This is a genomic window from Acinetobacter sp. 102 (genome assembly GCF_037028485.1).
Taxonomy (GTDB): domain Bacteria; phylum Pseudomonadota; class Gammaproteobacteria; order Pseudomonadales; family Moraxellaceae; genus Acinetobacter; species Acinetobacter higginsii.
In genome coordinates this window covers 146,121-172,007 of sequence record NZ_JAZEZK010000011.1, presented here as the reverse complement: position 1 = coordinate 172,007, position 25,887 = coordinate 146,121, and the positions used below count along the sequence as shown (strand labels likewise).

General features: G+C 40.7%; 25 protein-coding genes. 21 read left to right on the top strand and 4 right to left on the bottom strand.

Going from position 1 to position 25,887, the window contains the following annotated elements; all coding sequences use genetic code 11:
* Positions 1-9 precede the first annotated feature (9 nt).
* Positions 10-1,095, top strand: a complete 1,086-nt coding sequence (gene hisC, locus WA352_RS13025) for a histidinol-phosphate transaminase (RefSeq protein ID WP_033133455.1) — start codon at positions 10-12, stop codon at positions 1,093-1,095.
* A 14-nt stretch (positions 1,096-1,109) separates the two neighbouring features.
* Here hisC and WA352_RS13020 read toward each other — a convergent pair whose 3' ends face one another.
* Entirely contained in the window at positions 1,110-2,453 is a 1,344-nt protein-coding gene (locus WA352_RS13020) for an anthranilate synthase component I family protein (protein WP_033133505.1), read from the bottom strand.
* A gap of 509 nt (positions 2,454-2,962) precedes the next feature.
* Between WA352_RS13020 and filA the strand changes: the two genes are divergently transcribed.
* From filA to filF, 6 genes are all read left to right on the top strand, one after another.
* Positions 2,963-3,922 carry a putative pilus system protein FilA gene (gene filA, locus WA352_RS13015; protein ID WP_033133456.1) on the top strand — a complete coding sequence of 320 codons (960 nt, stop codon included), beginning with the start codon at positions 2,963-2,965 and terminating at the stop codon, positions 3,920-3,922.
* A gap of 423 nt (positions 3,923-4,345) precedes the next feature.
* A complete protein-coding gene (gene filB / locus WA352_RS13010; RefSeq protein ID WP_004804539.1) occupies positions 4,346-5,179 on the top strand; it encodes a putative pilus system C39 family peptidase FilB in 834 nt (277 codons plus the stop codon).
* Positions 5,180-5,224: 45 nt separating this feature from the next.
* Positions 5,225-6,373, top strand: a complete 1,149-nt coding sequence (gene filC / locus WA352_RS13005; protein ID WP_033133457.1) for a putative pilus system protein FilC — start codon at positions 5,225-5,227, stop codon at positions 6,371-6,373.
* Between the two features lie 15 nt (positions 6,374-6,388).
* Positions 6,389-8,053, top strand: coding sequence for a putative pilus system OmpP1/FadL family transporter FilD (gene filD, locus WA352_RS13000; protein WP_171066456.1), 1,665 nt, complete (start codon positions 6,389-6,391; stop codon positions 8,051-8,053).
* The gene (gene filE / locus WA352_RS12995; RefSeq protein WP_033133458.1) at positions 8,053-9,291 is read left to right on the top strand and encodes a putative pilus assembly protein FilE; all 1,239 of its coding nucleotides are present in this window, start codon (positions 8,053-8,055) and stop codon (positions 9,289-9,291) included. Before filD ends, filE begins: the two co-directional genes overlap by 1 nt.
* Before the next feature lie 19 nt (positions 9,292-9,310).
* Entirely contained in the window at positions 9,311-11,329 is a 2,019-nt protein-coding gene (gene filF / locus WA352_RS12990) for a putative pilus system protein FilF (RefSeq protein ID WP_033133459.1), read from the top strand.
* A 43-nt stretch (positions 11,330-11,372) separates the two neighbouring features.
* Here the strand turns inward: filF and WA352_RS12985 are convergent, their stop codons facing one another.
* The gene (locus WA352_RS12985; RefSeq protein ID WP_033133506.1) at positions 11,373-11,921 is read right to left on the bottom strand and encodes an NUDIX hydrolase; all 549 of its coding nucleotides are present in this window, start codon (positions 11,919-11,921) and stop codon (positions 11,373-11,375) included.
* Positions 11,922-12,041: 120 nt separating this feature from the next.
* On the opposite strand from WA352_RS12985, the gene WA352_RS12980 reads away from it, so the two are divergent.
* From WA352_RS12980 to fghA, 7 genes are all read left to right on the top strand, one after another.
* Positions 12,042-12,656, top strand: coding sequence for a CoA pyrophosphatase (locus WA352_RS12980; RefSeq protein WP_162180579.1), 615 nt, complete (start codon positions 12,042-12,044; stop codon positions 12,654-12,656).
* Positions 12,657-12,680: 24 nt separating this feature from the next.
* Entirely contained in the window at positions 12,681-13,208 is a 528-nt protein-coding gene (locus tag WA352_RS12975; RefSeq protein WP_162180581.1) for a gamma carbonic anhydrase family protein, read from the top strand.
* Between the two features lie 131 nt (positions 13,209-13,339).
* Positions 13,340-14,038, top strand: a complete 699-nt coding sequence (tsaB, locus tag WA352_RS12970) for a tRNA (adenosine(37)-N6)-threonylcarbamoyltransferase complex dimerization subunit type 1 TsaB (protein ID WP_336142856.1) — start codon at positions 13,340-13,342, stop codon at positions 14,036-14,038.
* An 8-nt stretch (positions 14,039-14,046) separates the two neighbouring features.
* Complete coding sequence (locus tag WA352_RS12965; protein WP_004655558.1) at positions 14,047-14,868, top strand: undecaprenyl-diphosphate phosphatase; 822 nt, start codon at positions 14,047-14,049, stop codon at positions 14,866-14,868.
* Positions 14,868-15,677 carry a class I SAM-dependent methyltransferase gene (locus tag WA352_RS12960; RefSeq protein ID WP_033133461.1) on the top strand — a complete coding sequence of 270 codons (810 nt, stop codon included), beginning with the start codon at positions 14,868-14,870 and terminating at the stop codon, positions 15,675-15,677. Before WA352_RS12965 ends, WA352_RS12960 begins: the two co-directional genes overlap by 1 nt.
* Positions 15,678-15,880: 203 nt before the next feature.
* Positions 15,881-17,326 (top strand): C13 family peptidase, encoded by a 1,446-nt coding sequence (locus tag WA352_RS12955; protein ID WP_033133462.1) that lies wholly within the window; start codon positions 15,881-15,883, stop codon positions 17,324-17,326.
* Positions 17,295-18,134 (top strand): S-formylglutathione hydrolase, encoded by an 840-nt coding sequence (gene fghA, locus WA352_RS12950; RefSeq protein WP_033133463.1) that lies wholly within the window; start codon positions 17,295-17,297, stop codon positions 18,132-18,134. Before WA352_RS12955 ends, fghA begins: the two co-directional genes overlap by 32 nt.
* Before the next feature lie 90 nt (positions 18,135-18,224).
* Here the strand turns inward: fghA and WA352_RS12945 are convergent, their stop codons facing one another.
* Complete coding sequence (locus WA352_RS12945) at positions 18,225-19,232, bottom strand: OmpA family protein (protein WP_033133464.1); 1,008 nt, start codon at positions 19,230-19,232, stop codon at positions 18,225-18,227.
* A 116-nt stretch (positions 19,233-19,348) separates the two neighbouring features.
* Positions 19,349-19,624 (bottom strand): DUF2218 domain-containing protein, encoded by a 276-nt coding sequence (locus WA352_RS12940; RefSeq protein ID WP_004655547.1) that lies wholly within the window; start codon positions 19,622-19,624, stop codon positions 19,349-19,351.
* Positions 19,625-19,805: 181 nt separating this feature from the next.
* Here WA352_RS12940 and rpe point away from each other — a divergent pair, with 181 nt between their 5' ends.
* The 7 genes from rpe to WA352_RS12905 all read left to right on the top strand — a co-directional run bounded on the left by rpe (position 19,806) and on the right by WA352_RS12905 (position 25,884).
* Positions 19,806-20,492, top strand: a complete 687-nt coding sequence (gene rpe, locus WA352_RS12935) for a ribulose-phosphate 3-epimerase (protein ID WP_004804570.1) — start codon at positions 19,806-19,808, stop codon at positions 20,490-20,492.
* Positions 20,493-20,861: 369 nt separating this feature from the next.
* The gene (locus WA352_RS12930) at positions 20,862-21,287 is read left to right on the top strand and encodes a hypothetical protein (protein WP_033133465.1); all 426 of its coding nucleotides are present in this window, start codon (positions 20,862-20,864) and stop codon (positions 21,285-21,287) included.
* 70 nt (positions 21,288-21,357) lie between these two features.
* A complete protein-coding gene (locus tag WA352_RS12925; protein ID WP_033133466.1) occupies positions 21,358-23,379 on the top strand; it encodes a multicopper oxidase domain-containing protein in 2,022 nt (673 codons plus the stop codon).
* Entirely contained in the window at positions 23,366-24,268 is a 903-nt protein-coding gene (locus WA352_RS12920) for a copper resistance protein B (RefSeq protein WP_033133467.1), read from the top strand. Before WA352_RS12925 ends, WA352_RS12920 begins: the two co-directional genes overlap by 14 nt.
* An 82-nt stretch (positions 24,269-24,350) precedes the next feature.
* Complete coding sequence (locus WA352_RS12915; protein ID WP_033133468.1) at positions 24,351-24,851, top strand: hypothetical protein; 501 nt, start codon at positions 24,351-24,353, stop codon at positions 24,849-24,851.
* A 1-nt stretch (position 24,852) separates the two neighbouring features.
* Positions 24,853-25,398, top strand: a complete 546-nt coding sequence (locus tag WA352_RS12910) for a hypothetical protein (protein ID WP_033133469.1) — start codon at positions 24,853-24,855, stop codon at positions 25,396-25,398.
* 168 nt (positions 25,399-25,566) lie between these two features.
* A complete protein-coding gene (locus WA352_RS12905; protein WP_004655532.1) occupies positions 25,567-25,884 on the top strand; it encodes a DMT family transporter in 318 nt (105 codons plus the stop codon).
* The last annotated feature ends 3 nt before the right edge of the window (positions 25,885-25,887 follow it).

Genomic DNA, 25,887 nt, shown 5'->3' with positions numbered 1-25,887 from the left:
AGTAGAATAATGACGTTTACAGCAGAACAAATGCGTTTTTGGAGCCCCGAGGTTCGTGAATTAGAGCCGTATGTACCCGGTGAGCAGCCTAAAATTCAAAACTTACTCAAACTCAATACCAATGAAAACCCATATCCGCCATCACCAAAAGTGGTAGAAGCAGTGCAAGCTGTTTTAGCAGATCATGCTGATGCCTTACGTCTATACCCTGACCCAGACGCGACGGTGTTAAAACAGGCGATTGCCAAGCAGCAGCATGTTGATGTGGCACAAGTCTTTGTCGGTAATGGGTCGGATGAAGTATTGGCACATATCTTCAAAGCTTTTTTTATCCAGAAACAACCGATTCTCTATCCAGATATTACCTATAGTTTTTATCCTGTTTATAGCCAGTTTTTTGCAACACAAACCAAACAGATTCCTTTGAATGAAAAATTCGAAATAGATGTATCGGATTATGAACAGGAAAATGGCGGTATTATCATCACCAATCCAAATGCGCCAACCAGTATCGCGCTCGGTTTAGATAAGATTGAGCAGGTACTCAAGGCAAATCCAGATCGCGTGGTCGTAATTGATGAAGCCTATGTTGATTTTGGTGCTGAGTCAGCAGTGCAATTGGTTAATCGCTATGAAAATTTAGTGGTTTGCCAAACGACCTCTAAGTCACGTTCATTGGCAGGCTTACGCGTTGGTTTTGCCATTGCACAAGCACATTTGATTGCGGGACTTGAAGCCGTAAAAAATAGTTTTAACTCCTATCCAATTGATCGTTTTGCAATAGCAGCAGCCGTGGCATCATTCGAAGATCAAGCTTATTTTGAAGCGCAATGTGCCAAAGTGATTGAGAGTCGAGAAAAATTAGTGAGTGATCTCATAGCTTTAGGCTTTGAGGTATTGCCTTCGAAAGCCAATTTTATCTTTGCCACACATCCGCAACATGATGCTGCCCAGTTGTCTCAACAATTGCGTGAACAGGGGATTATTGTGCGTTATTTCAATAAGCCGCGTATTAATCAATTCTTGCGTATCACGATTGGTACAGATGAACAAAACCAGCGTTTAGTCGATACGCTTAAAACGCAAATTTTATAAATTTGTATTGACGCTTATTGTTCAGAAGTCTGCCATGTATTGAGTAAATCAAGCATGGCAGAAATTTTATCAAAGCATTCTTGATATTCTGCTTCTGCATCAGAGGCAATGGTGATGCCGCCACCCGCCCACATCGATAATTGATCCTGATATTTTTGAATACTACGAATCAAGATATTCCAGCAACCTGTACCATCGAAATTAAAATAACCTAAGCTGCCACAATAAGCGCCACGCGGTGCACCTTCTAATTCTTCAATGATTTGCATAGCACGAATCTTTGGTGCACCTGTGATTGAACCGCCAGGCAGGGCAGACAGTAGCATTTGCATTGGATTGATGTCTGCTTTTAAAGTTGCCGTAATTTCGCTGACCATATGATGGACTTGATTAAAGCTTTCAATTTCAAATAATTTGGTTGTTTCAACAGAGCCTGTTTCAGCATAGACACTCAAGTCATTGCGGAGCAAATCGACAATCATGACATTCTCAGCCTGATCTTTTTCAGAGTGGCTGAGTTTATCCTTTGAGATCTGATCTTGTTGTGGATCGTTAAAACGTGGCATGGTGCCTTTGATTGGACGTGTTTTAATTTCTCGGTTGTGCTTGAATTCAATAAACAGTTCAGGAGAGCAACTGAGCAATTCAAAATCATTGATTTTGAGATAACCAGCATAAGGTGCTTGGGTGAGTTCCCATAAATCATTGGCGCGGCTTAATAATGAACCTTGTACATGCGCTGTAAATTCTTGAGTCAAGTTAATTTGATAACAATCACCCGCTTTGATGTACTCCTGAACTTGGTTGAATGCAGTGAAGTACTGCTGTTTCGTCCAACGAGGGTGGCATTGCTGATTTAAAGATAGTGCATTGAGTTGTTTTGGTGTATTGATCAAATCGGAAATGTGTTGATAGATACTTTCGGCCTGAGCTTCATCACTATAAAAGTACCATTCACCTTGCTGAAACTTTAAAAAGCTGGTGTATTGACCCAAGAAAAAACTTGGCTGTGGGCATGCATCAATTGTTGTAAATTGATCTGCACTATAGTCATAACTAAAGAAGCCAATATATCCACCATAAAATCCATCAGGATGATCAGAAGAGGAGGTGCCATCAAACTGAGAGAAGTCGAGGAGAGAGCGTACTTCTGATTTGATTTGATATTGATTGAATTGTATTTGTTGAAATTGTTGAAGCTTAGATTGCTGAAAAATTAGAAACTCTTTGGGTAAAAATGCAATAACAGGTGCACCTTGGTCATGCAAATAAACTAAGCCAGTCAAATCAAACAGTCGGGACAGAAGCTCAAATGCAGAAGTGAGTTGCGTGTTAAGCTTTTGCTGAAAATAAGACATAAAACGGAAATACTGGCTATACATTTGAAGAGAGAAATTGTACTACATCCAAAAATATCAAACTGATGTTTATCCTACTGTTTGATGAAAAAACGGATGCTTTTGCTCGAAGATTGCTTAGATCAAATAAATGATGTATTTATCAGATTAGAATGAATAAAGCACTTTTGTTAACACTTCTTATCTGATTTTTGACGATGATAAATGGTTAACAGATTTAAGTTTAGATTTGGTGTTCAAAAAAATATAATAAAAATCATGAATAATTACATGTTGTTGTCACAATTTTTTAAAAAAATTATTGTCGATTGTTTTATATGCCGTTTGTCGGTTTGTGGATAAAAAGCAGTTAACAGGAGTTGAACATAAAATAACAAACAGGTAATTTAGTAATTGCTAAGCGAACTACTCAAGGATTGGAAGTTCAAGTTGTCATTTAAGAATAAAACGACCGTGGACAGTTTAGAGTAGTGTAAGTCAAAAAATAAATGCTCTTGGGAGAGTGCTCAATGAAAATGTTTACTAAACTAGCTTTAGTTTCTTCAATGGCGATTAGCGCAAATGCAATGGCTATGCAGTCAATGGATGATGCTGCACTAAGCGCTGCAACAGGTCAAGATGGGATTAATATTGGTCTTGGTATTAGCTCTGTTACGATCGATAAATTATTAATTCATGATACTGATGGTTATGCGAACAACAGCGGCGCAGCAGGTACAATTGGTTCTGGTGGAACAGGTGTTGCTGGTGCAATTGTTGTAAACAACGTTTCAGTTACACCAAATACGGCTGCATTGTTGCCTTCTCATAACTTGGCTGATTTGAAAATTGATACGGATGCTGGTACTACAGCAACTGGCGGTGCGTTCCTTAATGTTGCAGCTAAAGTATCTGGTTTGAATATTAGTCTTGGTAAAATCGAAGTTGCTGCTTCTGGAACTCAAGGTACAACAAATATTCAACGTGGCACTACTGGCGCAGCAAATGAAATCTTATCTGGTTTAACATTAAAAACAGGTACGATGGATGCGAATATCCAATTAGGTGCTGCTCCTCAAGGCGCAATGATCATGTTGAATACGACGATGGCTGGTGGTTTGGAAATTACCAATCTAGGTATTAAAGATAAATCAACAATTGGTCAGCAAACTTCAGGAGCTGTTGCAAGTACATTGGCGGGTGAAATTCGTTTAGACAGCATTAAAGTTGCTGATAATGGCAGTAATGACATGACTGTTAAGGCAAATGTAAGTGTAGTTGGTGAAAGTGTTGCAGGTGCTAATGACGGGTTCTTAAGAATTGTAAGTCAATCTCCAGCAAACGGTACAGATATTTACATTAAAGGTGTTCATTTAGGTAGTGCGACTGCTGGTTCAATCGGTGATGTAGAAATCCAAGGTTTAAAAACTACTTACGGTACTGGTCCTACAGCTGGTTCTGGCGCAGTAATTACGATTTCTGGTCACTAATCAGTTATCAAACAAAAAAAAGCGCATTTTGCGCTTTTTTTGTTTTTAAGTAGAGTTTCTATAAGGTAAATAATGCAGAAGGAAGTAATAATCCTGAGTTGTTTGAGTGTTTTAAATTATGCTGCTGATGTGTTGTAATTTTATGCCTATTATTCATAGGCTTTAAGTAAATTATTCGGTTTTATTTTTAGAAGTAAAAAAGTTAAAATTATAAATAATTGTTATAAAAATGTTTGCTTAAAGGCAAGATTTGTCAAATTGTCGGTGTAATAATAAAAAAAATAACATTCTGTCAAAAAAAACCAAAAAAAAGATGTATTTTTTTATAAAAGAAGGTATCTTCATCTTGCAGGGATGTAGTGTCATAGACACTAAAAATAAGATGAATAAGGCAAGTGCTGCCATTGTTAGAAAAAGAGACTTATGTTAGAGATCGCTTTAGGCTCGGCATTGATGTATTACTTTACAACGCAAGCCTTTGAAATAGAAAAAAAACCAGAAGGATCTGTATATTATACAGAAACCTTGGATTCTCGTTATCCTTCCTTTACTCGCAACCACCGTGAAGCAGTAGTGATTAAACCTGCTACAGAGGATCAGTTTCGGGGGATCGTTCGTCAGGCTTATGATTATAGTTGTGGTTCGGCTGCCTTAACAACGTTATTAAACGGTTATGGGGGGTTACGTTTAACTGAACAGCAAACAATGAGCGGTCTACTCCAGTATGGTGAGTATCAGCGTATTATTGAGCGTCGTAGTTTCTCTTTATTAGATATGAAACGTTTTGTTTCCGCTTTAGGGATTAATAGTGGAGGCTATCGTGGGGAATTTTCAGATCTTATCTCGTTAAAGCAACCAGCGATTGTTCCTATTACTTATGCTGGCTTTAAGCATTTTGTTGTATATAAAGCATATAAAGATGGGCGAGTTTATGTCGCTGATCCTGCGTTAGGTAATATTAGCTTTGATGAAACTCGTTTCAAAGAAATATGGGATAACAATACATTATTTATTGTTGATATTCCTCAACAATACCAAAAGAGCTTATTAGCATTGCAAGATGCGGATATGCGTCATGTTGAGGATGCAACTGTAAATCGGTATGCCCTTGCTGAAATTCAATTTCCAACGCAAAAATTTGAGCATCTTGCGGACAAAGCTTCGACAATGCGTCGAGTATTGGATGCAGATCCTAATTCAGAAACGTATAACCAACCGATAACGACTTATATGCGCTTATATTACAAGCGGAAGTAAATTTAGAAAAATCAGTAAAATTAATGTAATAGGATGCAAAGTAAAATGAATCGTACATGGATGAATATGAGTGTGTTGGCCTTAAGTTTAAGTGCAATCACATCAACACTTTACGCAGCAGAACAAGCATCACCTGTTGAGCCTGTAGCATCTGGAACAGATCAGGCATCAGTAGCTGAAGTACCAGTGAATACAGTAGCTGAAAGTCCAGCAAATCCTGTTGTAGATACCAGTGCGGTCGCTGAGGGGAATCAAGCAGACCAAGCTGCAAGTGCTTTACAAAAAAAAGAAACTGATGCAACACAGGAAACTAATTTACAAGAAGTATTCACGTCCAATGAGCGCCAGTATTCATTAATTAAGAAAGGCATTTTTTCATCTTATTATGATTTGGACTATACCTATTATCGTGATAGCCGCCTTGACTTGGCCTTGAATGATAGTAATAGCTCATTATCTAGATTACGTGTTGAAGAAGATGCTAACCATACCTTAACCAATACGTTTACGGTTCAATACGGTTTATTAGACAATTTGACGTTATCTGCTTCGTTACCTTTTGTGGCGAAAAAAGAGTTATTGAAAGACCAAACAGCTGCAGGTTTAGGTGATATTAATTTTGGTGCGCGTTGGGAACCTTTTCCGTTAAAACAGGGCCGTTTGCCATTGGTCCTATTTGGTAGCTTATCAACTAAAACAGGTGATAGCCCATATGAAGTAGGGGTCGATGAGCTATCAACAGGTAAAGGTTATTATTCAGTTGGTGCTGGAGCAAGTACACGTAAATATATTGACCCTGTCGTATTGTTTGCATCAGTTTCAACTAGTTATGGTCTAAAAGAGTCTGGACTCAATCAATTGCGCGGAAGCCGCGTTTTAGAAAGTTTTGATCCAGGTCTCAGCGGTGGATTCTCTTTTGGTTTTGCCTATTCATTTAACTATGACGTGTCATTGACCATGTCATATCAACAAAGTTTTAATACTGGGGCGAAATTCTATTTCGAGAATGATGAAAGTTATAAATCTGCTGACCAGAGTAGTGCTATGTTGTCATTTGCTTTAGGGGTACGTGTATCACCTGAAACAATTGTGAATGGTACTGTCGGGATCGGTTTAACGGAAGATGCACCAGATGTATCACTAGGCTTATCTTTCCCGCTTGATATCATAGGTTTTGGTAAAAAAGCTCGTTAAGGAGATGTAATAATGGTGAAACACCTTAAATTATGTCCATTAACGATAGCGATTTTTTTTGCTGGGCTATCGAGTGCTACCCATGCACAACTCGGACAAGACCTATCTGTAGATTTGCGTTCTTTATCATTAGGGAATGCAGTTACCGCGGATCCCCCTGGAATTAGTGCAGTTCACTTCAACCCTGCAGCACTTGCTAAACTAGACGGTTTACAAACTGATGTGCAAGGGATTCTAGCGAACTTTGCTATTAAACGAGATTATGCTGCGCCTGCTGGCTACAATGTTTTTGGCTATTCGGATGATCCGATTGTTTGTAATGATGGGCCTGAAGTTGACTCGAATATTTGTACTGACTTTAAAGGAACGGTAAGTGGTGATGTTGAATATGCCAGTATTTATGTGCCTGTTTTAAAGAAAATTGTAGATTTAGGACCGAACTCCCCATTAGTTGCGCCCACTGCTGGTATTTCTTATAAACCACCTGGCTCAAAAGTAACTTACGCAACAGCAATTTATGCACCACTTGTAGCTGGTTTTGGTGCAGAAGATGGTAATCCAAGTAACTATATGGGGCAGCAGGTTGCTCTAGAGCGAATTACCTATTTATCGCCTTCATTTGGTTATCAGGTCAATGATAATTTATATCTCGGTGCTTCAATTGGGATGTCCTATCAAGCCATTGCGATGAAAACGGATTTACGTTTCCCAAATGAGCTGATTGGGGTATTACGTATGGTCGATGAAGTCGTTTGTGGACCATTTAAACAAAATGGAGACATTATTACTGACCTCCTGCTTTTTGGTATTTGTAATGCCAAAGAAGGAATGGATCCTTTTAGTAAGGTCGGATCTCTGGATGTTTCACTAGAACAGTCTTTAAGTCCAAGCTATAACTTGGGTTTATTGTGGGAACCTACGGATGACTTTAGCTTTGGGATGGTGTACCAAAGTGAGGCGAAGATGCGGTTAAAAGGTAAATATTTAATTAATGTTGCGGAAGCGCCACAACAATTAATTGCTGGGTTGAACTCATCTGCAACAGGTCAGATTCTTGCAGCAATTTTAGGATTTCCAAGTTATGCACCCCCAATAGAATCTGGGTTGTTAGCAATGGATTTTAAATATCCACAGCATTTTAAAGCTGGGATTAAATATAAAATCTTCCCTGATTTGCAAATGAACTTTGATTTAGGTTGGACGGATTTCTCTGCTTGGGACAAGTTTAGATTTGAGTTTGATCGCCAAATTTCTTTGTTAAAAGTTGCTAAGCTTTTATCTAACGATGTAACCGATCGATCATTATCTTTACCATTAAAGTTTCAGTCTTCTTGGCGTTGGGGGATTGGCTTTGAGTATTCTGCAACAGATCGCTTGAAATTACGTATGGGCTATGAGCCTCGTACTAGTTCAATTCCTGATGATAAACGGAATACCATGGTGCCGATTAACAATGCACAATTGTTCGGTTTAGGGATCGGTTATCGTTTTGATCAGGACACAGATTTAGATTTATCACTTGGCTTTTTACGTAGCCGTGACGATATTCCTGCAAATACCAGTAGTCTTTCAAACCAAACAGGGGTGAATAACCTGTTATTAAACCCTTATGCAGGTTTGAACGTCAAAACAAATACAAAAGTCACTTTACTCGGGATTAACTACAGAACAAGATGGTAATGCAAAAGAAAAGGACTCAGCAATCGGCACTTGCTATTTCATTATTACTTTTAATGGTATCAAGTGTTTCGACTGTTTATGCGGATGGTTTCTATACGATTATTGGTCCAGATGGTCGTCCAATGGTTGTGCCTATGAAAATTGGAAAAAAAGAAGCAGAGCCTCGTAAGCAGCAACAGGAACCTCATGCTGAAAAAGCATCACAACCAACGATTACTAAGATCAATCCAGTAGAAACAGGAATTGTACCACTTGAACAGAAAAGGGCGGTAGAAACCCCTAAATCATTTGAAACCAAACAAAGCCAACAAAATACAGCTGAAAAGATTTTAATTGAGTCAAAAGTCCCAGAGCCCAAAGTTATTGAACGAGCAGTCGATTCATCTAAAACGACGAAGATAGTCAATAATGAATCTGGAAAAGAATCTTCAGTACCAACTAAAAAATTAAGTGAGACTCAAGTTTCTTCCAACCCTTTGACAATAGAGAAGCCAACAGTTGAAAAAACACCATTAACTAAAAGTGTTTCTAATTCTTCAAATGAAACTACCTCAATAGTTGGATTTAATAAGGTTGATGGTGTGGATTATGTCAATAATGAATATTTAGAAAATCAAGAATTTAATTTGGATGGAAAAAAACGCTTTTATACGATACCTGATGGCACTGGGCGTACTGAAACGATAGAACGGAAAAAAGGAGTAAGTCGGTCAGTTCTAGATAAAATTCTAAATCGATCACAGCAATCAACAGCTCCAATTGCGTTATCTGGCACTTATATTCGTTTATCGAGTGATGATCTAAAATTAGCTTTTGAAAATGATCGTTGTTTTTTAGAGAGTTATAAAAAATCAATCAAAACTCTGACACTTAAAAAAGATATCGGATTATGGCCAAGAAAGCCTCTTAAGGAAAAATTTGAATATGAGCTAGTGAAACTAGACTCTTCTATTCAGTATATGCAAATTGATTCATATTCTTCCAATAATGAAAAACCTGTTTATTACTGGCCTTTAGTTGTATTTTTGGACGAAAAAGGGTGTATTGAAGAGGGTGTAAGTGGATTTAAAAATAGTAAAACTGCTGCGACAGTGTTACAACATTCGGGTATCCAAGGTGTGATAAAAGTACCAGTAGGTGCGCATTACATGATGATGACGCCACTAGCATCGGCGGTCGATGTTTCTGAACAAGAACTTTCTAATCAAGGACAGATAAAAATTTCTGTTTTACAGTAATCATGGATAGGATTAACCAATGATGAACAAAAAAATATTATTGCCATTTGCACTTTCAACGTTGGCTATTTTTTTACATGGTTGCGGTGGTGAAAGTGCCAAAATCAATGAAGACCCCAATAAAGGTGTAACAGGGGTAACTTCAAATACCAGTTGTGATATTACTGCGACGGATTGTTTACAGTTTGTTCTAGATTACCCAGTAGCGGGTTTAAATTTTGATTGTAGCAGTGATAAGGTCAATCACTTTGCTACAAAACTAGACGGTAATATCGTTACAGGTGCGTGTAAGTTAGGTGATACTGTAACTTTTTATCTTCAAGGTGCTGAAAGTCCAAGAAAAATTAGTTTAGGTACAGTTCAATTAGATAACATTACAAAAACGAAAGTAGCAGCAGTACCTGCGCGAATCAGAATTCTTGATTTAGCGACAGGCTTAACGGGACAGACACCTGCTAGCTTAAGTGTCAGTGATGATACGATCAGAGTTGCCATGGCTTTGGCTAAAATTTTTCAGAGCCAGAGTGTTGCAAATGATATGAATGTCATTGGTGATGTACAACCAATTGAGTTCAGCACGGAAAAGAAAAATGCGCTTGCTGCTATCAGTCGTGATATTGGTGTGACCGAACTAAGTAGTGGCGCATATGCTGAAATTTTAAAGCCATGGTTGGATGTAAGCAAAATCAATGATGAGCAGGCTTTTGCCGTTGTCACACAATTACTGAATCTAAGTAATGTGGGGGTATTGTATGCTGAACTCCCTCTTTTTAAAGCCGGTAGCAATGGTACAGTTGTGGCAGTTCCTAACGAGGGCAGTGGTATATTTCCTGATGGCCTCTTTGGATGTAATAGAGAACTTTATAAGGACTGTCTCAATATCGGTGAAGATAAAGGGGCTAGTTTACGGCACTCGATGGGGCGGTTTGAATTATTAACAGATCGTCAGGGTTATACGATTGGTTTTGGTCAACAGTGGCGAGGAAGCCCGATTATTACCAATGGTGTCGTATCTCCGCCTATTGTATTGCTAGGAACAACGAAACCAGAAAAGCTACAAGTCAATGCCCAAAAAGAATGGTTTAACTTGGTTAATCAAGAGATTAACTCGAATCAGCCACTACGTTTTACATTAAACAATAATGCAAGCGAAGATGTGTTAATGACACAGGGTAAGTTGATTAATGGAACCAACATCGCCAGTACTGAGGCTGTCTATCGACAGTTGATGAAATTAAAATCGACGGATCCATTTAACAATGCAAAAGATTTGGGTTTATGGCAGCAGAGCCTTGCTGGTGTAAACTATAAAGGGGTGACGGATGTATTTAAGGTCAACCCAGCTAGTTATTTACCAAAAGATGTCTTTACTACAGAAGAGAATGTTAGATCGGGACAGCGTTATGCATTCCCATTATATGCAACTCTGACTTTTAAATTTCAAGAGACCACCCTTCCATCAGTTGATTTAGGGATCGTGATTGATGAACACGGTGATATTCGCACTGATATTAAAAAGGATGCAACCGCAACAGATATGTCAGGGAGCTGTGCTAAAGCAGAACCACAAGCTGATGGTACATTTATTGATGAGTATGGTGTAACACAATATCGAGTGGGTACGACAGGTGGGGCACTTTATTCGGCGAATGATAAATCAATTACCGTGCGTATGATTTTAGCAAATCCAAAATTTGGTGCTATCGAAGGTGTATTACTCGGTTTGAACTTTACCTCCTTAAATGGTCAAAATAATATTAGTGGTGCGAAAATTAATGTGCATAACTTATTAAATGGCCAAGCCACAGGAATTAACTTAACCAACTTCTCAAATAATACGGTTTCTTGGTTGAATAATTCTGCTTTATATCTGACCGCTTATATCAATGCTTACGATAAAGAAGGAACAGATAAGAGCAAGTTGGTTGAACCAACGGCTCAAGAGCGTGCTTTTGCAAAAGGTTATCAAGGAACTGCAAGTATCCGTATTGCAGACCAAAGAATACCAGCATGTAATGCAATTAAAGTGAAATCTTAGTATATATCAATAAAAAAGACCGCAATGGCGGTCTTTTTTTATTTTAACCCGTATGGTCGAGTCGTGTTCCTAGCGTTTCTAAATGGGTTGGAAAAGTCCCTATTTTACGATCCGCAAAATAATGTCGAAGTGTTTGTTCTACACTCGGAAAAGCCAATTCGGTCCAAGGAATTTCATGTTCTTCAAACAAACGGCATTCGATACTTTCTTCACCCGCACCAAATAAGCCTTGTTTTAAATGCGCTTTGAATAGGACATAGATTTGGCCAATACGTGGAATATTGTACATACAATACAGCTGTTCGATTTCTACTTCGGCCTCGGCTTCCTCACGGGTTTCACGTGCCGCACCTTGCTCCATGGTTTCAAAGAGCTCCATATAACCAGCAGGTAAGGTCCACAGACCATAGCGTGGCTCAATTGCGCGGCGACATAACAGCACCTTGTCATCCCATAGGGCCAATGCACCACAAATCACTTTGGGGTTTTCGTAGTGAATGTTGCCACAATGAGTGCAGACAAGTCGTGTTTTATGATCACCGAGTGGAATTTTTGCTTCAGTTTGATGTCCACACGCAACGCAAAAGCTCATAATTATCATCAACCGTAGAGATAGCTCAGCATAACTGAATTTTGATGACTTGGCATCATGATCTATGATTGCAGTTAAAATTTCGGCTATGATGCTGAATAAGGAAAAAGAGAAAAAGAGATGAGTCATATGGAAGAACCATCGTTAATACAACTTTTACAACAACGGTTGCGTTTTTCCAAACGAATCCAGCAGGCGGATGCTGCGGTTTTGATTGCAATTACCCAAGAAATTCAACCGAAAGTCTTACTGACCCGCCGTTCTATGCAGTTGTCTCAACATGCGGGAGAGGTGTCTTTTCCCGGTGGAAAACGTGATCCAAGCGATACCAGTAATATCGTGGTTGCCTTACGTGAGGCACAGGAAGAAACAGCCCTAAATCCATTTGATGTTAAACTTCTGGGTGATTTACCGATTCAGCGTGCACGCAGTGGTCTCTCGGTTAAACCCATTGTGGGATTAATCCCTGCTCAGGTCGATTTAATCGCTCAACCTACAGAAATTGATCGAATTTTCTTTGCACCATTACAAGAGTTGATGGATGCTCCACCTTTGCCTTATGAAGTCCGTTTGGCTAGGCAATCGCTGTATTTTCCAAGTATGCAGGTGGAAAGTGAAATTGTGTGGGGACTTACGGCTCGCATGTTAATTTCCTTATTTCAGTATGGTTTAGGTTATCAAAAAAATTGGCCGTTCTTGGTGAATCCACCTCATTTTGGGTTATCTAAATTCTAATTTTTTTAAGAGTTATTAATCATGATGTATACCTATCAGGGATTGAGCCCAAAAGCGTTACATGAACCTTGGGATGGCTGGGTTGCTCCAACAGCAACAGTAATTGGTCAAGCAGAATTGGGTCGTCAGGTGAGTATTTGGTTTGGCGCTGTGGTTCGTGCCGATAATTGTGTGATAAGAATTGGCAATTTTTCCAATATTCAGGAAAATGCAGTATTACATACTGATGCAGGCATCGAATTGAATGTGGGGGAATATGTCACGATTGGGCATAAGGTGATGCTGCACGGTTGTACGATTGGTGATAATTCCTTAATTGGCATGAATGCTGTAATCCTTAACAATGCAGTGATTGGCAAGAATTGTATTATTGGAGCCAATGCACTGATTCCTGAAGGGAAAGTGATTCCTGATAATTCAGTCGTGATGGGATCACCGGGTAAAGTAGTGAAAACGCTGGATGAGCAGGGCGCTGCCCGATTGCGTTTAAGTGCCTTGCATTATGCCGAACATTATAAAAATTTCTTAGATTTAGCGCCGTTCCAGTTTTAATCATTTCAGTGTAATCAGCCAAGTTTATGCTTGGCTTTTTTATGGTGATAAAAAGACAATAACTCGCCTATCGCGTTTGAGTGGAGTATGATACTCGACGTTTTTTATCTCTTTTTCTCTAAGGTTTTTGCATGAAGTTGCTTGCATTGGAAACTGCAAATGAGCAGTGTTCTGTTTCATTAATTGATGATACTCAAGAACTCTATTTTCAATTGGATGAGCGAACCAAGGCACAAACTCAAACCATTTTACCTTTAACGGAACAAGCCCTGTTGCAAACGGATACGCAATTGGCTGACTTAACTGCGATCGCATTTAGTCGTGGTCCAGGATCATTCAGTGGTGTACGCATCAATGCGGCGGTAGCACAGGCCTTAGCGTGGTCGCAAGATTTACCTGTTATTCCTGTTTCAAGTTTACAGGCTTTGGCGCAGGCGGCTTATCGTCTCAATGGTTTAGAGCAGGTGACAGCTGTTCTCGATGCGCGTATGCAAGAAGTCTATATTGCCAATTTTAGTCTAGATGAGCAGGGCATGATGCAGGCCATTGATGATGAGAAATTGTTAAGTTATGAGCAGGCCACAGCGTATTGTCAATTTACAGCGATCGGTTCGGGTTCAGAATTAATTAAGCCAACTGACATAGACTCAGAAACGGCTTCCAATCAGCACACGTCAAATGTCAACATTAAGGCAACGGCGCAGGACATTGCAACGATTGCACGCGTGTATGCGGCACAACAAAAATGGGTCGATGCTGAATATGCGCTGCCTGTGTATTTACGTGATGATGCTTGGAAAAAAATTCCCGAACAAGGTAAAGCGAACTAAGGTTAATTATGGATCTTTTATTGCTATTTAAAGCAGCAATTATGGGGTTGGTGGAAGGGATTACCGAATTTCTACCGATTTCAAGTACAGGACATTTGATTTTAACAGGTCAGCTGTTGGATTTCTGGACTGTTGAAAAAAGGGATATGTTTGCGGTGGCTGTACAGATTGGTGCAATTGCGGCCGTGATCTATGAATATTGGGGTAAATTGTGGGGTGCACTGATTGGTGCATTAACAGGGCAAGAGCAAGGCCGCCGTTTAAGCCTGAATCTGATCATTGCCTCAATTCCAATTGTGATTATTGGTTTGACCTTCGGCGATGTGGTTAAAGCTTATTTATTTAATGCGATTACCGTTGCGATCGCCTTGATTGTCGGTGGTTTTATTATTTTATGGGCGGAACGCCGTCCACATCAGATCGTCACTCAAGAAGTGGATGATCTGAGTTTTAAACAAGCGACTTTAATTGGTTTGATTCAGTGTCTGGCTTTGATTCCAGGAACGTCTCGTTCAGGCTCGACCATTATTGGCTCATTATTCTTAGGCGTATCACGTAAAGCTGCGGCAGAGTTTTCCTTCTTTTTAGGGATTCCAGTGCTGATGGGTGCAGGCTTACTAGATATGTACAAGATGCGTCATGAGTTGCATAGCAATGATATGGCTGTGCTAGGCGTAGGAATCATTGTTGCCTTTGTTTCGGCTTTGGTGGTGATTCGCGCTTTGATTCGCTATGTCTCTAAACATGACTTCACCGCATTTGCGTACTATCGCATTATCTTTGGCTTGTTTATTCTTGCAACATGGTGGACAGGTTGGGTGCATTGGTAATGCAAATGCGATGTTGGTATCCAGCGGAATATGAACAACCGTTTCAACAACTGCAAACTCGTTTGGCTGAACTAAATGTGCAGCTCAACGGGCAGGTGGTTGAAAAAATTAATGCACGTTTTTTACGTTTGAATCCTGACATGGCATTGATTTTGGATGAGGATGGGCTCAGTCTCGCTGCCAATGGCATGAAAATGCAGCCTGATTGGCGTGCTGAAATTCCTCGTCTGAAAAGAGCCAGCCTGAAATCAGAAATGATTGCCAGAGCCTGTCAGTTGGGTGAAAAGCCAACCTTAATTGATGCCACCGCAGGTTTAGGGCATGACAGTTTATTGATGGCCCATCTGGGGGCGAATGTTCGTTTAGTTGAGCGCCATCCGATTCTGTTTATGCTATTGGAATATAGCAAAGCCAACGCTGAGCAAGATCCATTTTTGCAAAGCTCTATGCAGCGAATTGAGCTAATTTATGCAGATTCCAATACCTATTTACAGCAATTAGGTCAGCAAGGCGAGCAGGTGGATGTGGTGTATTTAGATCCAATGTTCCCACAGCGTGATCAGAATCAACAAGCAGTCAAAAAACAGGCACAAGTCAAAAAACAAATGCAATTGTTGCATATGTTGTTGCCTGAAGATGGCGAGATGGATTTAGGTGATCAGCTACTGCATTTGGCTCAACAGATTGCCAAACGTGTTATTGTGAAGCGTCCACGTCACGCAGTTTATCTGGCAGATCAAGCCCCTGATCATCAATGGCTCGGTGATGCCTGCCGTTTTGATGCCTATTTTCCAAAAGGTCAAATTTGAATCAGAATTGAATGATTGTTTGGCTTGCGTCAATGCTCGGTAAAGATTTGTGATATAGTGCAAAAGCATGATTGCTAAAAAATTCTTGTCGAGCTTACACTACAGTCGCGCATCGCGTTTTTTAGGAAAAGTACTGTCCATTCAATGATTAGAATGGCATATTTTCAGTTTAGGCTTGAAAAGAGAAACTCCCGAAGAATTTTATGATAGACCTTAAACCCTCTATTAATATTTGGCATGATTTTAAAAGTAACCAAATTGCTGGAATGTGGTTGTTCCTCGGGTCTCGTCGTTCCTTACAGATCGTTCATCCCTCGATTACCCAACTGATTATTTGGGGAATTCTCGGAGGATGTACCAACTCTTTATATAGCTGGTTAGTCGCAGGCCAAGTGGGAGAGTTTAACTCCCAAGGTCTAATTGGTTATGCACTTTGGCCTTTCATTGCTCTCATTGTTGGTATATTCCTTTCGCAACGCATGAACCAGCCACGTCTGATGCTGGTACCTGCCTTGTTATGGTTGGTGCTGGATACCAATATTCTACTGTTGCAATGCATCATTCAGTATTTGGGCTCGAACGGCTATCTCAATTTTATTCCTGACAGTATTTATAACGGCTTCCTGCCCCCCTTATTTGTTGGACTGTTTGTTTGGCAAAGTTTGGCTGTGATCTGGGTTTTTTCACGTGCCTTGAATTGGCCGTGGTGGGAACGTGCCTTGGTTTTTGTCGCAACCATTGCCACTATGGTGGTTTGGCAGCTTTCAGTGAAAGATCAGCCGATTTGGAAAGTGGAAGAAACCCCACCAAGCTTCGCTGAAGATGCTTTTTATGCACAAAGTCATTTGTTAGATAAAGCGCTGGATCAAATTCAATATGGTGATATCGCCAAAAGCCATTGGTATTTTATGGGGGTGGCCGGTGATAGCTATGTGGATGTGTTTAAATCTGAAATTGAGCGAATAAGAGAACAGTTCGATACGCGTTTTGGAACCTTTGGGCGCTCGATTATGCTGATTAATAATCCTGCGACACGTTTAGAGGTCCCGATTGCCTCTAAAACCAGTATGGAATTGGCTTTACGCCGTATTGGTCAGCAGATGAATCGGGATAGTGATGTCTTGTTTCTGTATATGACCTCGCATGGTGAGCGTAATCATTTTGAAATTGAAAATGCACCCTTAAATTTAGACCAAGTTGATCCTAAATGGTTAAGAGAAACATTGGATAAATCGGGGATTCGCTGGCGTGTGATCGTGATTTCAGCCTGTTATTCAGGTAGTTTTATTCCTGCATTACAGTCACCCGATACTTTAATTATTACGGCGTCTGCCGCAGATAAAACCTCGTTTGGCTGTAATAATGAAGCGGATTATACTTATTTTGGTCGAGCGTTCTTTGATTTGGCGATGCGCGAACAATATTCAATGAAAACTGCATTTGAGCAAGCCAAACAAACCGTGACTAAATGGGAAATTGCACAGGGCGTAGAACCTTCTGAACCCCAGTGGGCGATTGGACGCAATATGGAACTGATGCTGCCACAGCTTGAGCCCTATTTATTTCCAACTCAGAATATCGCTTCGACAGATATAACCAAAACACAGGATGATGAACATGCAGCTACTGCAAAAAAACCGCTGTTTTGAGGGTGAGCAACGTATTTATCAGCTGGAATCTCAACATTTAAAGGGAAGCAGTAAGGTGGGTGTATATATGCCTCCTGCTGCTTTAGCGGGGAAGCCTTGTTCAGCTTTGTTTTATCTTGCAGGGCTGACCTGTACTGAAGAAACCTTTGCCATCAAAGCACATGCGCAACGAATGGCTGCTCGATTAAGTCTGATTTTGATTACGCCTGATACTTCTCCACGTGGAGATGATGTGGCTCAAGGTGATCACTGGGATATTGGTCAGGGTGCTGGCTTTTATCTCAATGCAACGCAACAGCCTTGGGCTGCGCATTATCAGATGGAGTCCTATCTAGTAGATGAACTGTATGCACATGTCTTGCAAGAATTGCCTGTGATCGAAAACCAAATCGGTATTTTCGGGCATTCAATGGGTGGACATGGCGCTCTAACCTTGGCCTTTAAATACCCAGAGCAATTTAAATCGGTTTCGGCGTTTGCGCCAATTTGTGCACCAAGTATTTGTCCTTGGGGTGAAAAGGCATTCACCCAATATTTGGGTCCTGATCAACAACAATGGCTCGCACATGATGCGACGGCTTTGGTTCAGCAAAAGGGCAGTGTATTTGATGAAATTTTAATTGATCAAGGTTTGGATGATCAGTTCTATGCGCAATTGAACCCTGAAAAGTTTAAGCAAGCTTGTCTGGATGCAGGGCAACACCTGACTTTACGTCAACACCAAGGCTATGATCACGGCTATTACTTCATTCAAAGTTTTATCGATGATCATTTACAGTTCCATGCGATTCAATTAGAAAAAAATTAACAACCGAAAGGTTCTGCTTAGGGGCTGTTGTTTGAGCCTATAACATAAGGCATAGCTGAAAATGCCAGCAGCCCCTAATTTGTTAGAGCATTATAATTTTACTAATTCGACTCTTCTGTTTTTTGCTTTACCTTCTTCACTCTCGTTACTTGAAACCGGTTTGGTATCGCCAAAGCCTTGCGCCTTTAAACGAGATGGATCAATCCCTGCATCGGTCAATGCTTTGACAACAGTTTGTGCTCTTGCTTGAGAGAGTTTTAAATTATGTGCGGACTCGCCTGAGTTATCGGTATAGCCATTAATTTCAAGTTTTAGCGCATCATCACTTTTTAATAAGTTCAGTATTTGGGTGATTTGTTCATCTGAGTTTGCTAATAGTGTTGCTTTATCTGTTTCAAAGTTAATCTGTATATCAACTTTATTATTTTGATCTAAAGCTGCTTTTAACTGATTTGCCGATAGGGCTTGTGCGGTGATTTCTATAGGTCGGGTTTCTAAGACCAATAAACCCGCTGATAGTCCACTTTGAGTGATTTGAAACCAGATATCTCGATGATTTTGATGAATCACATAGCTTTGCGTTGGATTGTTATAAATATCACCTAATCCATCCACATAAGCTACACCATATTTTTCTGAAAGTTGGGTGCTGAGTTCTGTCGGAATTTTACTGTCTGTAATTTTTTTGCCGCCTAGGCTGCTAATAACCGCATCCAAATTACGCTGTAGCTCCAAGAAGGAGGCTTGTTTGTTATTTTCTTCCGCATCGATCCGTCCATTGAAAAGCTGACCCTCAACTTTCTCAAGTTTGTCTCCGACCCAAAACTCCATTTGAGCGAATTTTTCAGTGGATTGATGAGCAAAATGATAGCCTTTAGGGAGTTGAATAAATGGAAAATCTCCAAGTTCAACATTCGAAATCGGAATTTGATCGATATTGAAGCTATCGGTTTTTGTTTGTGCTTCAGCTGATTGATGTTCTGGAGTCGGGGCACTTGTCTCGGCTGACTCTTGTTTTTCTGGTTTTTTACTACAACCGATGGTCGTTAGGCTGATGATTGCCGTCATTAACATGACGGATGAAAATTTCTTATTCATATGCTTTCCCTATTTAAGGCATACATGATATCCAAAACAAAATACTATTTTTAATTTTAAGCGGACAGATTGAGTTGAAATACGGATCTGCCCGCTGATTTAACACTTTTTATTTTTTAACTATGCTGCCATTCAGCAACGAATTCCTGTTGCGCCATCCGGTTTAAATGATCCAGTACCACCTGTTCTAGACGCGCTACATCTTCTTGTTGATTTTCAATCAGTACAGCCAAATGTTGTTCCTGTGGTGTAAGTGTCACCGTAGCAGTCGGCATAAAAATTTTTGAATGGGTTTCGGTTTCTAAGACTTCAAACTTATGTTTCCAATGGTTCAGTAAGCGCTTACTGATTCGTTTTCCTTCAGTGGTTGTGATTTGAGTCGTACTGTTCATGTTTTAGACATCCTCTTATTTCACTCCATACCATAGCAAAGCTGAGAAAAGATAAAAATAGTTCAGATGCAACGCGTTGTTGCAAGTTTGCAATGTCCTAATAATGACTTTGTAACAGACTTAAGTTCGCTAAATTTGCTATAATTCTTGCATTATTTTCTTAGAGTTTGCCAGGTCGTCCATGTCCAAGCCTTATTTAATTGCGCCTTCGATTTTATCTGCTGATTTTGCACGTTTAGGTGAAGACGTAGAGAAAGTTCTAGCTGCGGGCGCAGACGTTGTACATTTTGATGTGATGGACAACCACTATGTACCTAACCTGACTTTTGGTGCAGGGGTATGTAAGGCACTGAAAAACTATGGCATCAAAGCGCCGATTGATGTGCATCTCATGGTTTCACCTGTTGATCGTATGATCGGTGATTTCTTAGAAGCCGGTGCAGATATTATTACCTTCCACCCAGAAGCAACGGATCATATTGATCGCTCATTACAGTTGATTAAGGCCGGTGGCGCCAAAGCAGGCTTGGTGTTCAACCCAGCAACGCCATTGCACTATCTTGATTATGTATTGGATAAAGTTGACCAAATTTTGTTGATGAGTGTAAACCCAGGCTTTGGTGGGCAGAAATTTATTCCAATGACTTTGGAAAAGCTTCGTCAAGCACGCAAAATTATTGATGCCAGTGGTCGTGATATTCGTTTAGAAGTAGATGGCGGCGTAGGACCGGCCAATATTCGTGAAATCGCAGAAGCTGGTGCAGATATGTTTGTTGCAGGCTCAGCAATTTTTGGTCAGCCAGACTATAAAACCGTGATTGATCAAATGCGTGCAGAGTTGGCACAAGTTGGTGCAAAAGAAGTTTAGTATTTTCATTCTATTATTCACATAGTCTTGTGGATAACTTTGTTTATAACTCGGTGGATAACCGTGTTGATAACCAGGTGGATAAAATGTTGTTAAAATAAACAAAATGATTTCAGTTGTTTATATTGGCAACAAAATGATGAAAAAAGGACAGTTTTCTGTCCTTTTTTTGTGCATTAACTTATTCATTTTGCTTTATTTTTGCTCATACTTATTGATGTGCTGTTTAGCTTGATAAAGCAGCAGTTTGGAGCGAGGTTTGGGTGGGATGATCGAAATTCAAACACAAAGATGATTGTGCATAACTGCAAAAGAAATTATCCTAGGCAGATTAAGTTATTTTTTTGATGATTGGAATAAGGAACATAAGTGCAACTTCTTAAGCGATACAAACGCCTGTGGTTTGTATTCCTGATGATATTTTTCATCGGGGGAAGTGGCGTGGCTGTTGCTGCTGTACAAGCGATTCAATCCGATCAAAATACTTCAACGGTTATGCCAAGCATGGCGTGTCACGATCAGCAAATGATGGATCAACATCATCAGATGCCAAATTCGAAAAGTGACTCACTGAGTTCAGCACAGTGCCATGATGGGAACATGCATAGCGATCAACATTGTCTGGACTGCAATAGTACCTCACATTGTCAAAGCATAAATCTGGGATTAGATCAAAACAGCCCAAGTTTAGCATCTTCACCATTTTTAGAGCTCAGCACACGTACCAATACGGACTATCAAGCTCGACATCTTGCTGGTTATTGGCAAGAGATTTTACGCCCTCCTAAAGCCTGATCTGTCTTTACTCGGCTCTTTCTATTCATGAACAGAGCAATTTGAAAAGCTAACAGATTAGGAAATTATCATGTCTTCAAAACTATATGCTGGTGTTGTCGCTAGCTTAAGCCTATTGTTTGCGCCTTATACTTTGGCTGCAATTAAAGAATATCATCTGAACATTAATGAAGGGATGGTGAATGTCACTGGCAAGCCCGTCAAACGCATTACCGTAAACGGTAAATTTATCGCCCCGCTCTTAGAGTTTGAAGAGGGTGATGAAGCGGTCATTCATGTGCATAACCAACTCAAAAATCAAGATACCTCTTTGCATTGGCATGGATTGCTGTTACCTGGATTGATGGATGGTGTACCAGGTTTTAATGGTTTCCAAGGGATTAAGCCGAATGGCAGTTTTGAATACCGCTTCAAAGTACGTCAAAACGGCACCTATTGGTATCACGCACATAGCAAAGGGCAGGAACAAGATGGTTTGTATGGCGCGTTGGTGATTTATCCAAAAGGCAAGCAACCTGTTGCTGCCCATGAAAAAGCTGAACGTGATTATGTGGTGATGTTGTCGGATTTCCATGAAACGGAAAGTGACAAGATCATGGCGAATTTGAAAAAATCTGCTGAATACTACCAAAATCATCGTGAAACACTGGGTGATGTCTGGAAACAAGTTAAAACGCAGGGTTTAAAAGCCACCTGGCAAGACCGTTCCGCATGGAATCAGATGCGTATGGCCAAAACCGACATGGGCGATGTAGATGGCTACACCTTCTTGGTCAATGGTCAGACACCACAACAAAACTGGACTGGTGCTTTTAACGCGGGTGAAAAAGTACGTTTACGTTTTATCAATGCTTCAGCAATGTCTTTCTTTGATGTACGTATTCCCAACTTAAAAATGACGGTGGTCAGTGCCGATGGCCAGCCCGTGAAACCTGTTCCTGTGGATGAATTCCGTATTGGAACAGCCGAAACTTATGATGTATTGGTTGAGCCTAAACAAGCCCATTATCAGATTGAAGCAGAGTCGATTGACCGTACTGGCTTTGCTATTGGCTCACTGCACAATAGCATGACGCCCAATACCCAAAAGGTTCAGATTCCTAAAGCGCGTCCACGTGCCTTATTAACCATGGAAGATATGGGGATGGATCATGGTGCACATGGTCAAATGGATATGGGCAAGATGGATCATAGCCAGCATCAGATGCCGCAAGATAAGGCGAAGACTGCAACAACTTCACAGCCCGCTATGGATCACAGTGCACATGGCCAAATGAATATGGCGGATATGGATCATAGCCAGCACCAGATGCCGCAAGATATGGCGAAGACTGCAACGACTTCGCAGCCTGCTATGGATCACAGTGCACATGCTCAAATGAATATGGCGGATATGGATCATAGTCAGCACCAGATGCCGCAAGACATGGCGAAGACTGCAACAACTTCGCAGTCCACTATGGATCACAGTGCACATGCTCAAATGGATATGAGCAATATGGACCATAGCCAGCATCAATCAACTGCCACTACGGACACTTCAAACACGGATACCGTGCAGGGTTGGGCCAATGCAGCAACGCCAGCAGGTCATAAAGCGTTAAGTTATGCAGATTTGCAATCTTTAAAGCCACAACCTGAAAGCTATAGCCGTCCAGCAGAACGTGAAGTGGTAATTCGTTTGGGTGGAACCATGGAGCGTTATATCTGGACCATTGATGGCAAGAAATTTAGCGATCCTGACTTCAAGCCTTTAACCGTGCGTTATGGTGAGCGTATCCGACTCAAATTTGTCAATGACAGTATGATGGCGCATCCGATGCATTTACATGGCATGTTTATGCAGCTGGAAAATGGTCAGGCACCTCAAGATATGCCAAATAAACATACTCTGGTCGTACCACCGGGTAAGACCGTTACGGCTTTATTGACTGCGGATGAAATCGGTGAATGGGCGATCCATTGTCATCTGTTGTATCACATGAGTGCGGGCATGATGAGTAAGTTAATTGTCGCCAATGTGGATGACAGCAAAGCAGCACAAACAACACCAGTTCAATCATCTCAAGGAGCGAGCCATGCACATCACTAAGCAATCTTCTAAGATGAAACGTTATACACAATTATTGGCGATTGGTGGCATTGTCTCTTCTTTCAGTGCATTGACCTATGCACATGAAGGACATGATCACTCGATGCAAATGGATATGTCGGCACAGCAGAACATGACAATGAATGCATCCATGCCGATGGACCATTCACAGCATCAAAGCCCAAGTATTTCCTCTCAGATACAGAATCAAGATGGGCATGCTGACCATTATAAGGAACATGGCGGACAGATTTATCAGTCGACGCAGTTAGATACGCAATGGCTACTTGATGAAGATGGGCAGGGCACGCTCAAATCCAAGTTAAAAACTTGGGTGGGAACTGATGAAAATAAATTATTCATCATTGCGGACTATGCCAAGGCCGAGTCAGAAAAATCGGAGCAAAGTCTGGCTGCGCTATACAGTCGGAATATTGCAGATTTCTGGGATGTACAGGCTGGGGTAAATTATCGCTATAACCCTGAGCGTGAGGTGGATAAGGAACAATTTGAGGGTGTTGTCGGTTTTCACGGCATGGCGCAGTATTTCTTCGAAACCGATGCACATCTGTATGTCGGACAAGACCAACAATGGCGCTTTGTGTTGGAAACAGAACGAGATTTGTTGCTGACTCAAAAGTTGATCCTGCAACCATATCTGGAAATGGAATGGGTACTGCGAGATGAATCCAAGTATGCTGCTAAAACAGGTCTTGCCGATGCTGAAGTGGGGGTTAAAACCCGCTATGAAATCGTCAAGAATCGAGTGATGCCTTTTATCGATGTTGGCTATGGTTATAGCAAAGGGCGTAAGGAAACCAACTGGCAAACTGCCAGTGACTCCAAAACCGGTTGGGTCTATGGTGCTGGTCTGTCGCTAAAGTTCTGATATTTTGTTTAAAATGTCATTTTTTCGAGATACTGTTGGTTTATACTGACAGTATCTTTTTTGAGTCATTCATGGTGCATAAATGGCTTTAGAACAACAAGACAATCCAATAATAGATAAACTAAACGCGTCGACTAACTTGAGAGAAAAATCTCAACGTGTGTCGGCTTCTCAGCTTGAGTTGATTCCTGCCGATGGCAGTATGCATGTGAGTTTTTATTATATTCCCCATATGTGCAGCCCAGTAGAAGCACAGCGCGTAAGAAAAGCATTACTGCCTTTTTCAGATCAACTCATTGAACACTGTATTGATTTAGAAGCACGCCATTTAGCCCTCTATCATCAGGACCCGATTGCTGAGGTGACTGCCGCATTACAGCGCTTGAATCTTGGTGCAGAATTACAGCAAACCATGCCGCATTATGAACCGATGGAACTGGCGACCTCTAAACCACAAGTCGCTCAGAATAAAGATCAGCAGCAAGATGAAAATGTCTTAAGCCTGATTCAACAGTTCTTTTCAACTGCTTTAACACGATTTAAGCAATGGATAAAAGCTTTAGGCAATAAACAGGATCAATAACATGCCGAGATGGATGTATGGCTTGCTAGTGATTGCACTCGGCTGGATGCTGTGGACAAAATGGATTAAGCCTACACCTGATATCAGTCAGATTACGACTCAGCAAGGTGTACAAGTTGTGGCATTAGAAAATTATGAGGGTTCCTTCCGTGTGCTTTCCAGAGAAGACTATAACTTGGGGCGTGAAGCTGAGTTTTCTCCTATGGATATTGCCGTAGGTTGGGGTGAAATGGCCAACCCTCAGGTGTATAAACAGATTGATATTTCCCAAAGTAACCGTTGGTATCGTTGGTCTATCGATCATGAGCCACCCATTCCACTGCGTCAGATTGCAACACACAGTGCCAATATGCATCTCGTCCCCGCCAATGCCGCAATTGCAACACAAATGAAAAAAATTAAACAAGATGATTTGGTGTATTTAAAAGGCTCGCTGATTGAGATTCAGGCCAAAGATGGTTGGCGTTGGAAAAGCTCTTTATCTCGAGAAGATACGGGTAATGGCGCGTGTGAGTTGATGCGGGTCGATCAAATTGTCTGGCAGTAGTCGAATTAAATAAAGAGCTTCATTTTTTCAAAAGCTTAGTCAATATAGATACAGAACAAATCACATATTTAAAAATTCCACAGTACACTACTGCACCTAGGAGGACGACCTCCCTCGAAAAAATCACGTTGGGACGACCCGACACTCGATAAAGTTGAGCGTAATAAAATGGCATGGGCAATTTTAATTTTGGCAGGTATTTTTGAAGTTATTTGGGCATATTCTATGAAGATGTCTGAAGGATTTACCAAGTTAACGCCAAGTATCGTGACCATTGTTTTCATGATTTTAAGTGTGGTATTACTTTCGATGTCGATGCGGACTTTACCACTTGGGACGGCCTATACCATCTGGACGGGAATTGGTGCGATTGGATCATTTGTTGTCGGCATTTTGATCTTGAATGAACCGATGACGGCTATGCGCATGATCGCAGCGGTATTAATCGTTTCAGGTCTTGTGTTGATGAAGTTATCATCAAATTAATGA

What these genes read in the sequence shown, in the direction of transcription:
- WA352_RS12955 (WP_033133462.1), top strand. Translation starts at nt 15,881, where the DNA reads ATGATAGACCTTAAACCCTCTATTAATATTTGGCATGATTTTAAAAGT.
- tsaB (WP_336142856.1), top strand. Translation starts at nt 13,340, where the DNA reads ATGAAGTTGCTTGCATTGGAAACTGCAAATGAGCAGTGTTCTGTTTCA.
- WA352_RS12905 (WP_004655532.1), top strand. Translation starts at nt 25,567, where the DNA reads ATGGCATGGGCAATTTTAATTTTGGCAGGTATTTTTGAAGTTATTTGG.
- WA352_RS12965 (WP_004655558.1), top strand. Translation starts at nt 14,047, where the DNA reads ATGGATCTTTTATTGCTATTTAAAGCAGCAATTATGGGGTTGGTGGAA.
- rpe (WP_004804570.1), top strand. Translation starts at nt 19,806, where the DNA reads ATGTCCAAGCCTTATTTAATTGCGCCTTCGATTTTATCTGCTGATTTT.
- hisC (WP_033133455.1), top strand. Translation starts at nt 10, where the DNA reads ATGACGTTTACAGCAGAACAAATGCGTTTTTGGAGCCCCGAGGTTCGT.
- filB (WP_004804539.1), top strand. Translation starts at nt 4,346, where the DNA reads ATGTTAGAGATCGCTTTAGGCTCGGCATTGATGTATTACTTTACAACG.
- WA352_RS12985 (WP_033133506.1), bottom strand. Translation starts at nt 11,921, where the DNA reads ATGAGCTTTTGCGTTGCGTGTGGACATCAAACTGAAGCAAAAATTCCA.
- filA (WP_033133456.1), top strand. Translation starts at nt 2,963, where the DNA reads ATGAAAATGTTTACTAAACTAGCTTTAGTTTCTTCAATGGCGATTAGC.
- WA352_RS12920 (WP_033133467.1), top strand. Translation starts at nt 23,366, where the DNA reads ATGCACATCACTAAGCAATCTTCTAAGATGAAACGTTATACACAATTA.
- filC (WP_033133457.1), top strand. Translation starts at nt 5,225, where the DNA reads ATGAATCGTACATGGATGAATATGAGTGTGTTGGCCTTAAGTTTAAGT.
- filE (WP_033133458.1), top strand. Translation starts at nt 8,053, where the DNA reads ATGCAAAAGAAAAGGACTCAGCAATCGGCACTTGCTATTTCATTATTA.
- WA352_RS12925 (WP_033133466.1), top strand. Translation starts at nt 21,358, where the DNA reads ATGTCTTCAAAACTATATGCTGGTGTTGTCGCTAGCTTAAGCCTATTG.
- WA352_RS12945 (WP_033133464.1), bottom strand. Translation starts at nt 19,232, where the DNA reads ATGAATAAGAAATTTTCATCCGTCATGTTAATGACGGCAATCATCAGC.
- WA352_RS12960 (WP_033133461.1), top strand. Translation starts at nt 14,868, where the DNA reads ATGCAAATGCGATGTTGGTATCCAGCGGAATATGAACAACCGTTTCAA.
- WA352_RS12975 (WP_162180581.1), top strand. Translation starts at nt 12,681, where the DNA reads ATGTATACCTATCAGGGATTGAGCCCAAAAGCGTTACATGAACCTTGG.
- WA352_RS12980 (WP_162180579.1), top strand. Translation starts at nt 12,042, where the DNA reads ATGAGTCATATGGAAGAACCATCGTTAATACAACTTTTACAACAACGG.
- fghA (WP_033133463.1), top strand. Translation starts at nt 17,295, where the DNA reads ATGCAGCTACTGCAAAAAAACCGCTGTTTTGAGGGTGAGCAACGTATT.
- WA352_RS12915 (WP_033133468.1), top strand. Translation starts at nt 24,351, where the DNA reads ATGGCTTTAGAACAACAAGACAATCCAATAATAGATAAACTAAACGCG.
- WA352_RS12940 (WP_004655547.1), bottom strand. Translation starts at nt 19,624, where the DNA reads ATGAACAGTACGACTCAAATCACAACCACTGAAGGAAAACGAATCAGT.
- WA352_RS12910 (WP_033133469.1), top strand. Translation starts at nt 24,853, where the DNA reads ATGCCGAGATGGATGTATGGCTTGCTAGTGATTGCACTCGGCTGGATG.
- WA352_RS13020 (WP_033133505.1), bottom strand. Translation starts at nt 2,453, where the DNA reads ATGTCTTATTTTCAGCAAAAGCTTAACACGCAACTCACTTCTGCATTT.
- filF (WP_033133459.1), top strand. Translation starts at nt 9,311, where the DNA reads ATGATGAACAAAAAAATATTATTGCCATTTGCACTTTCAACGTTGGCT.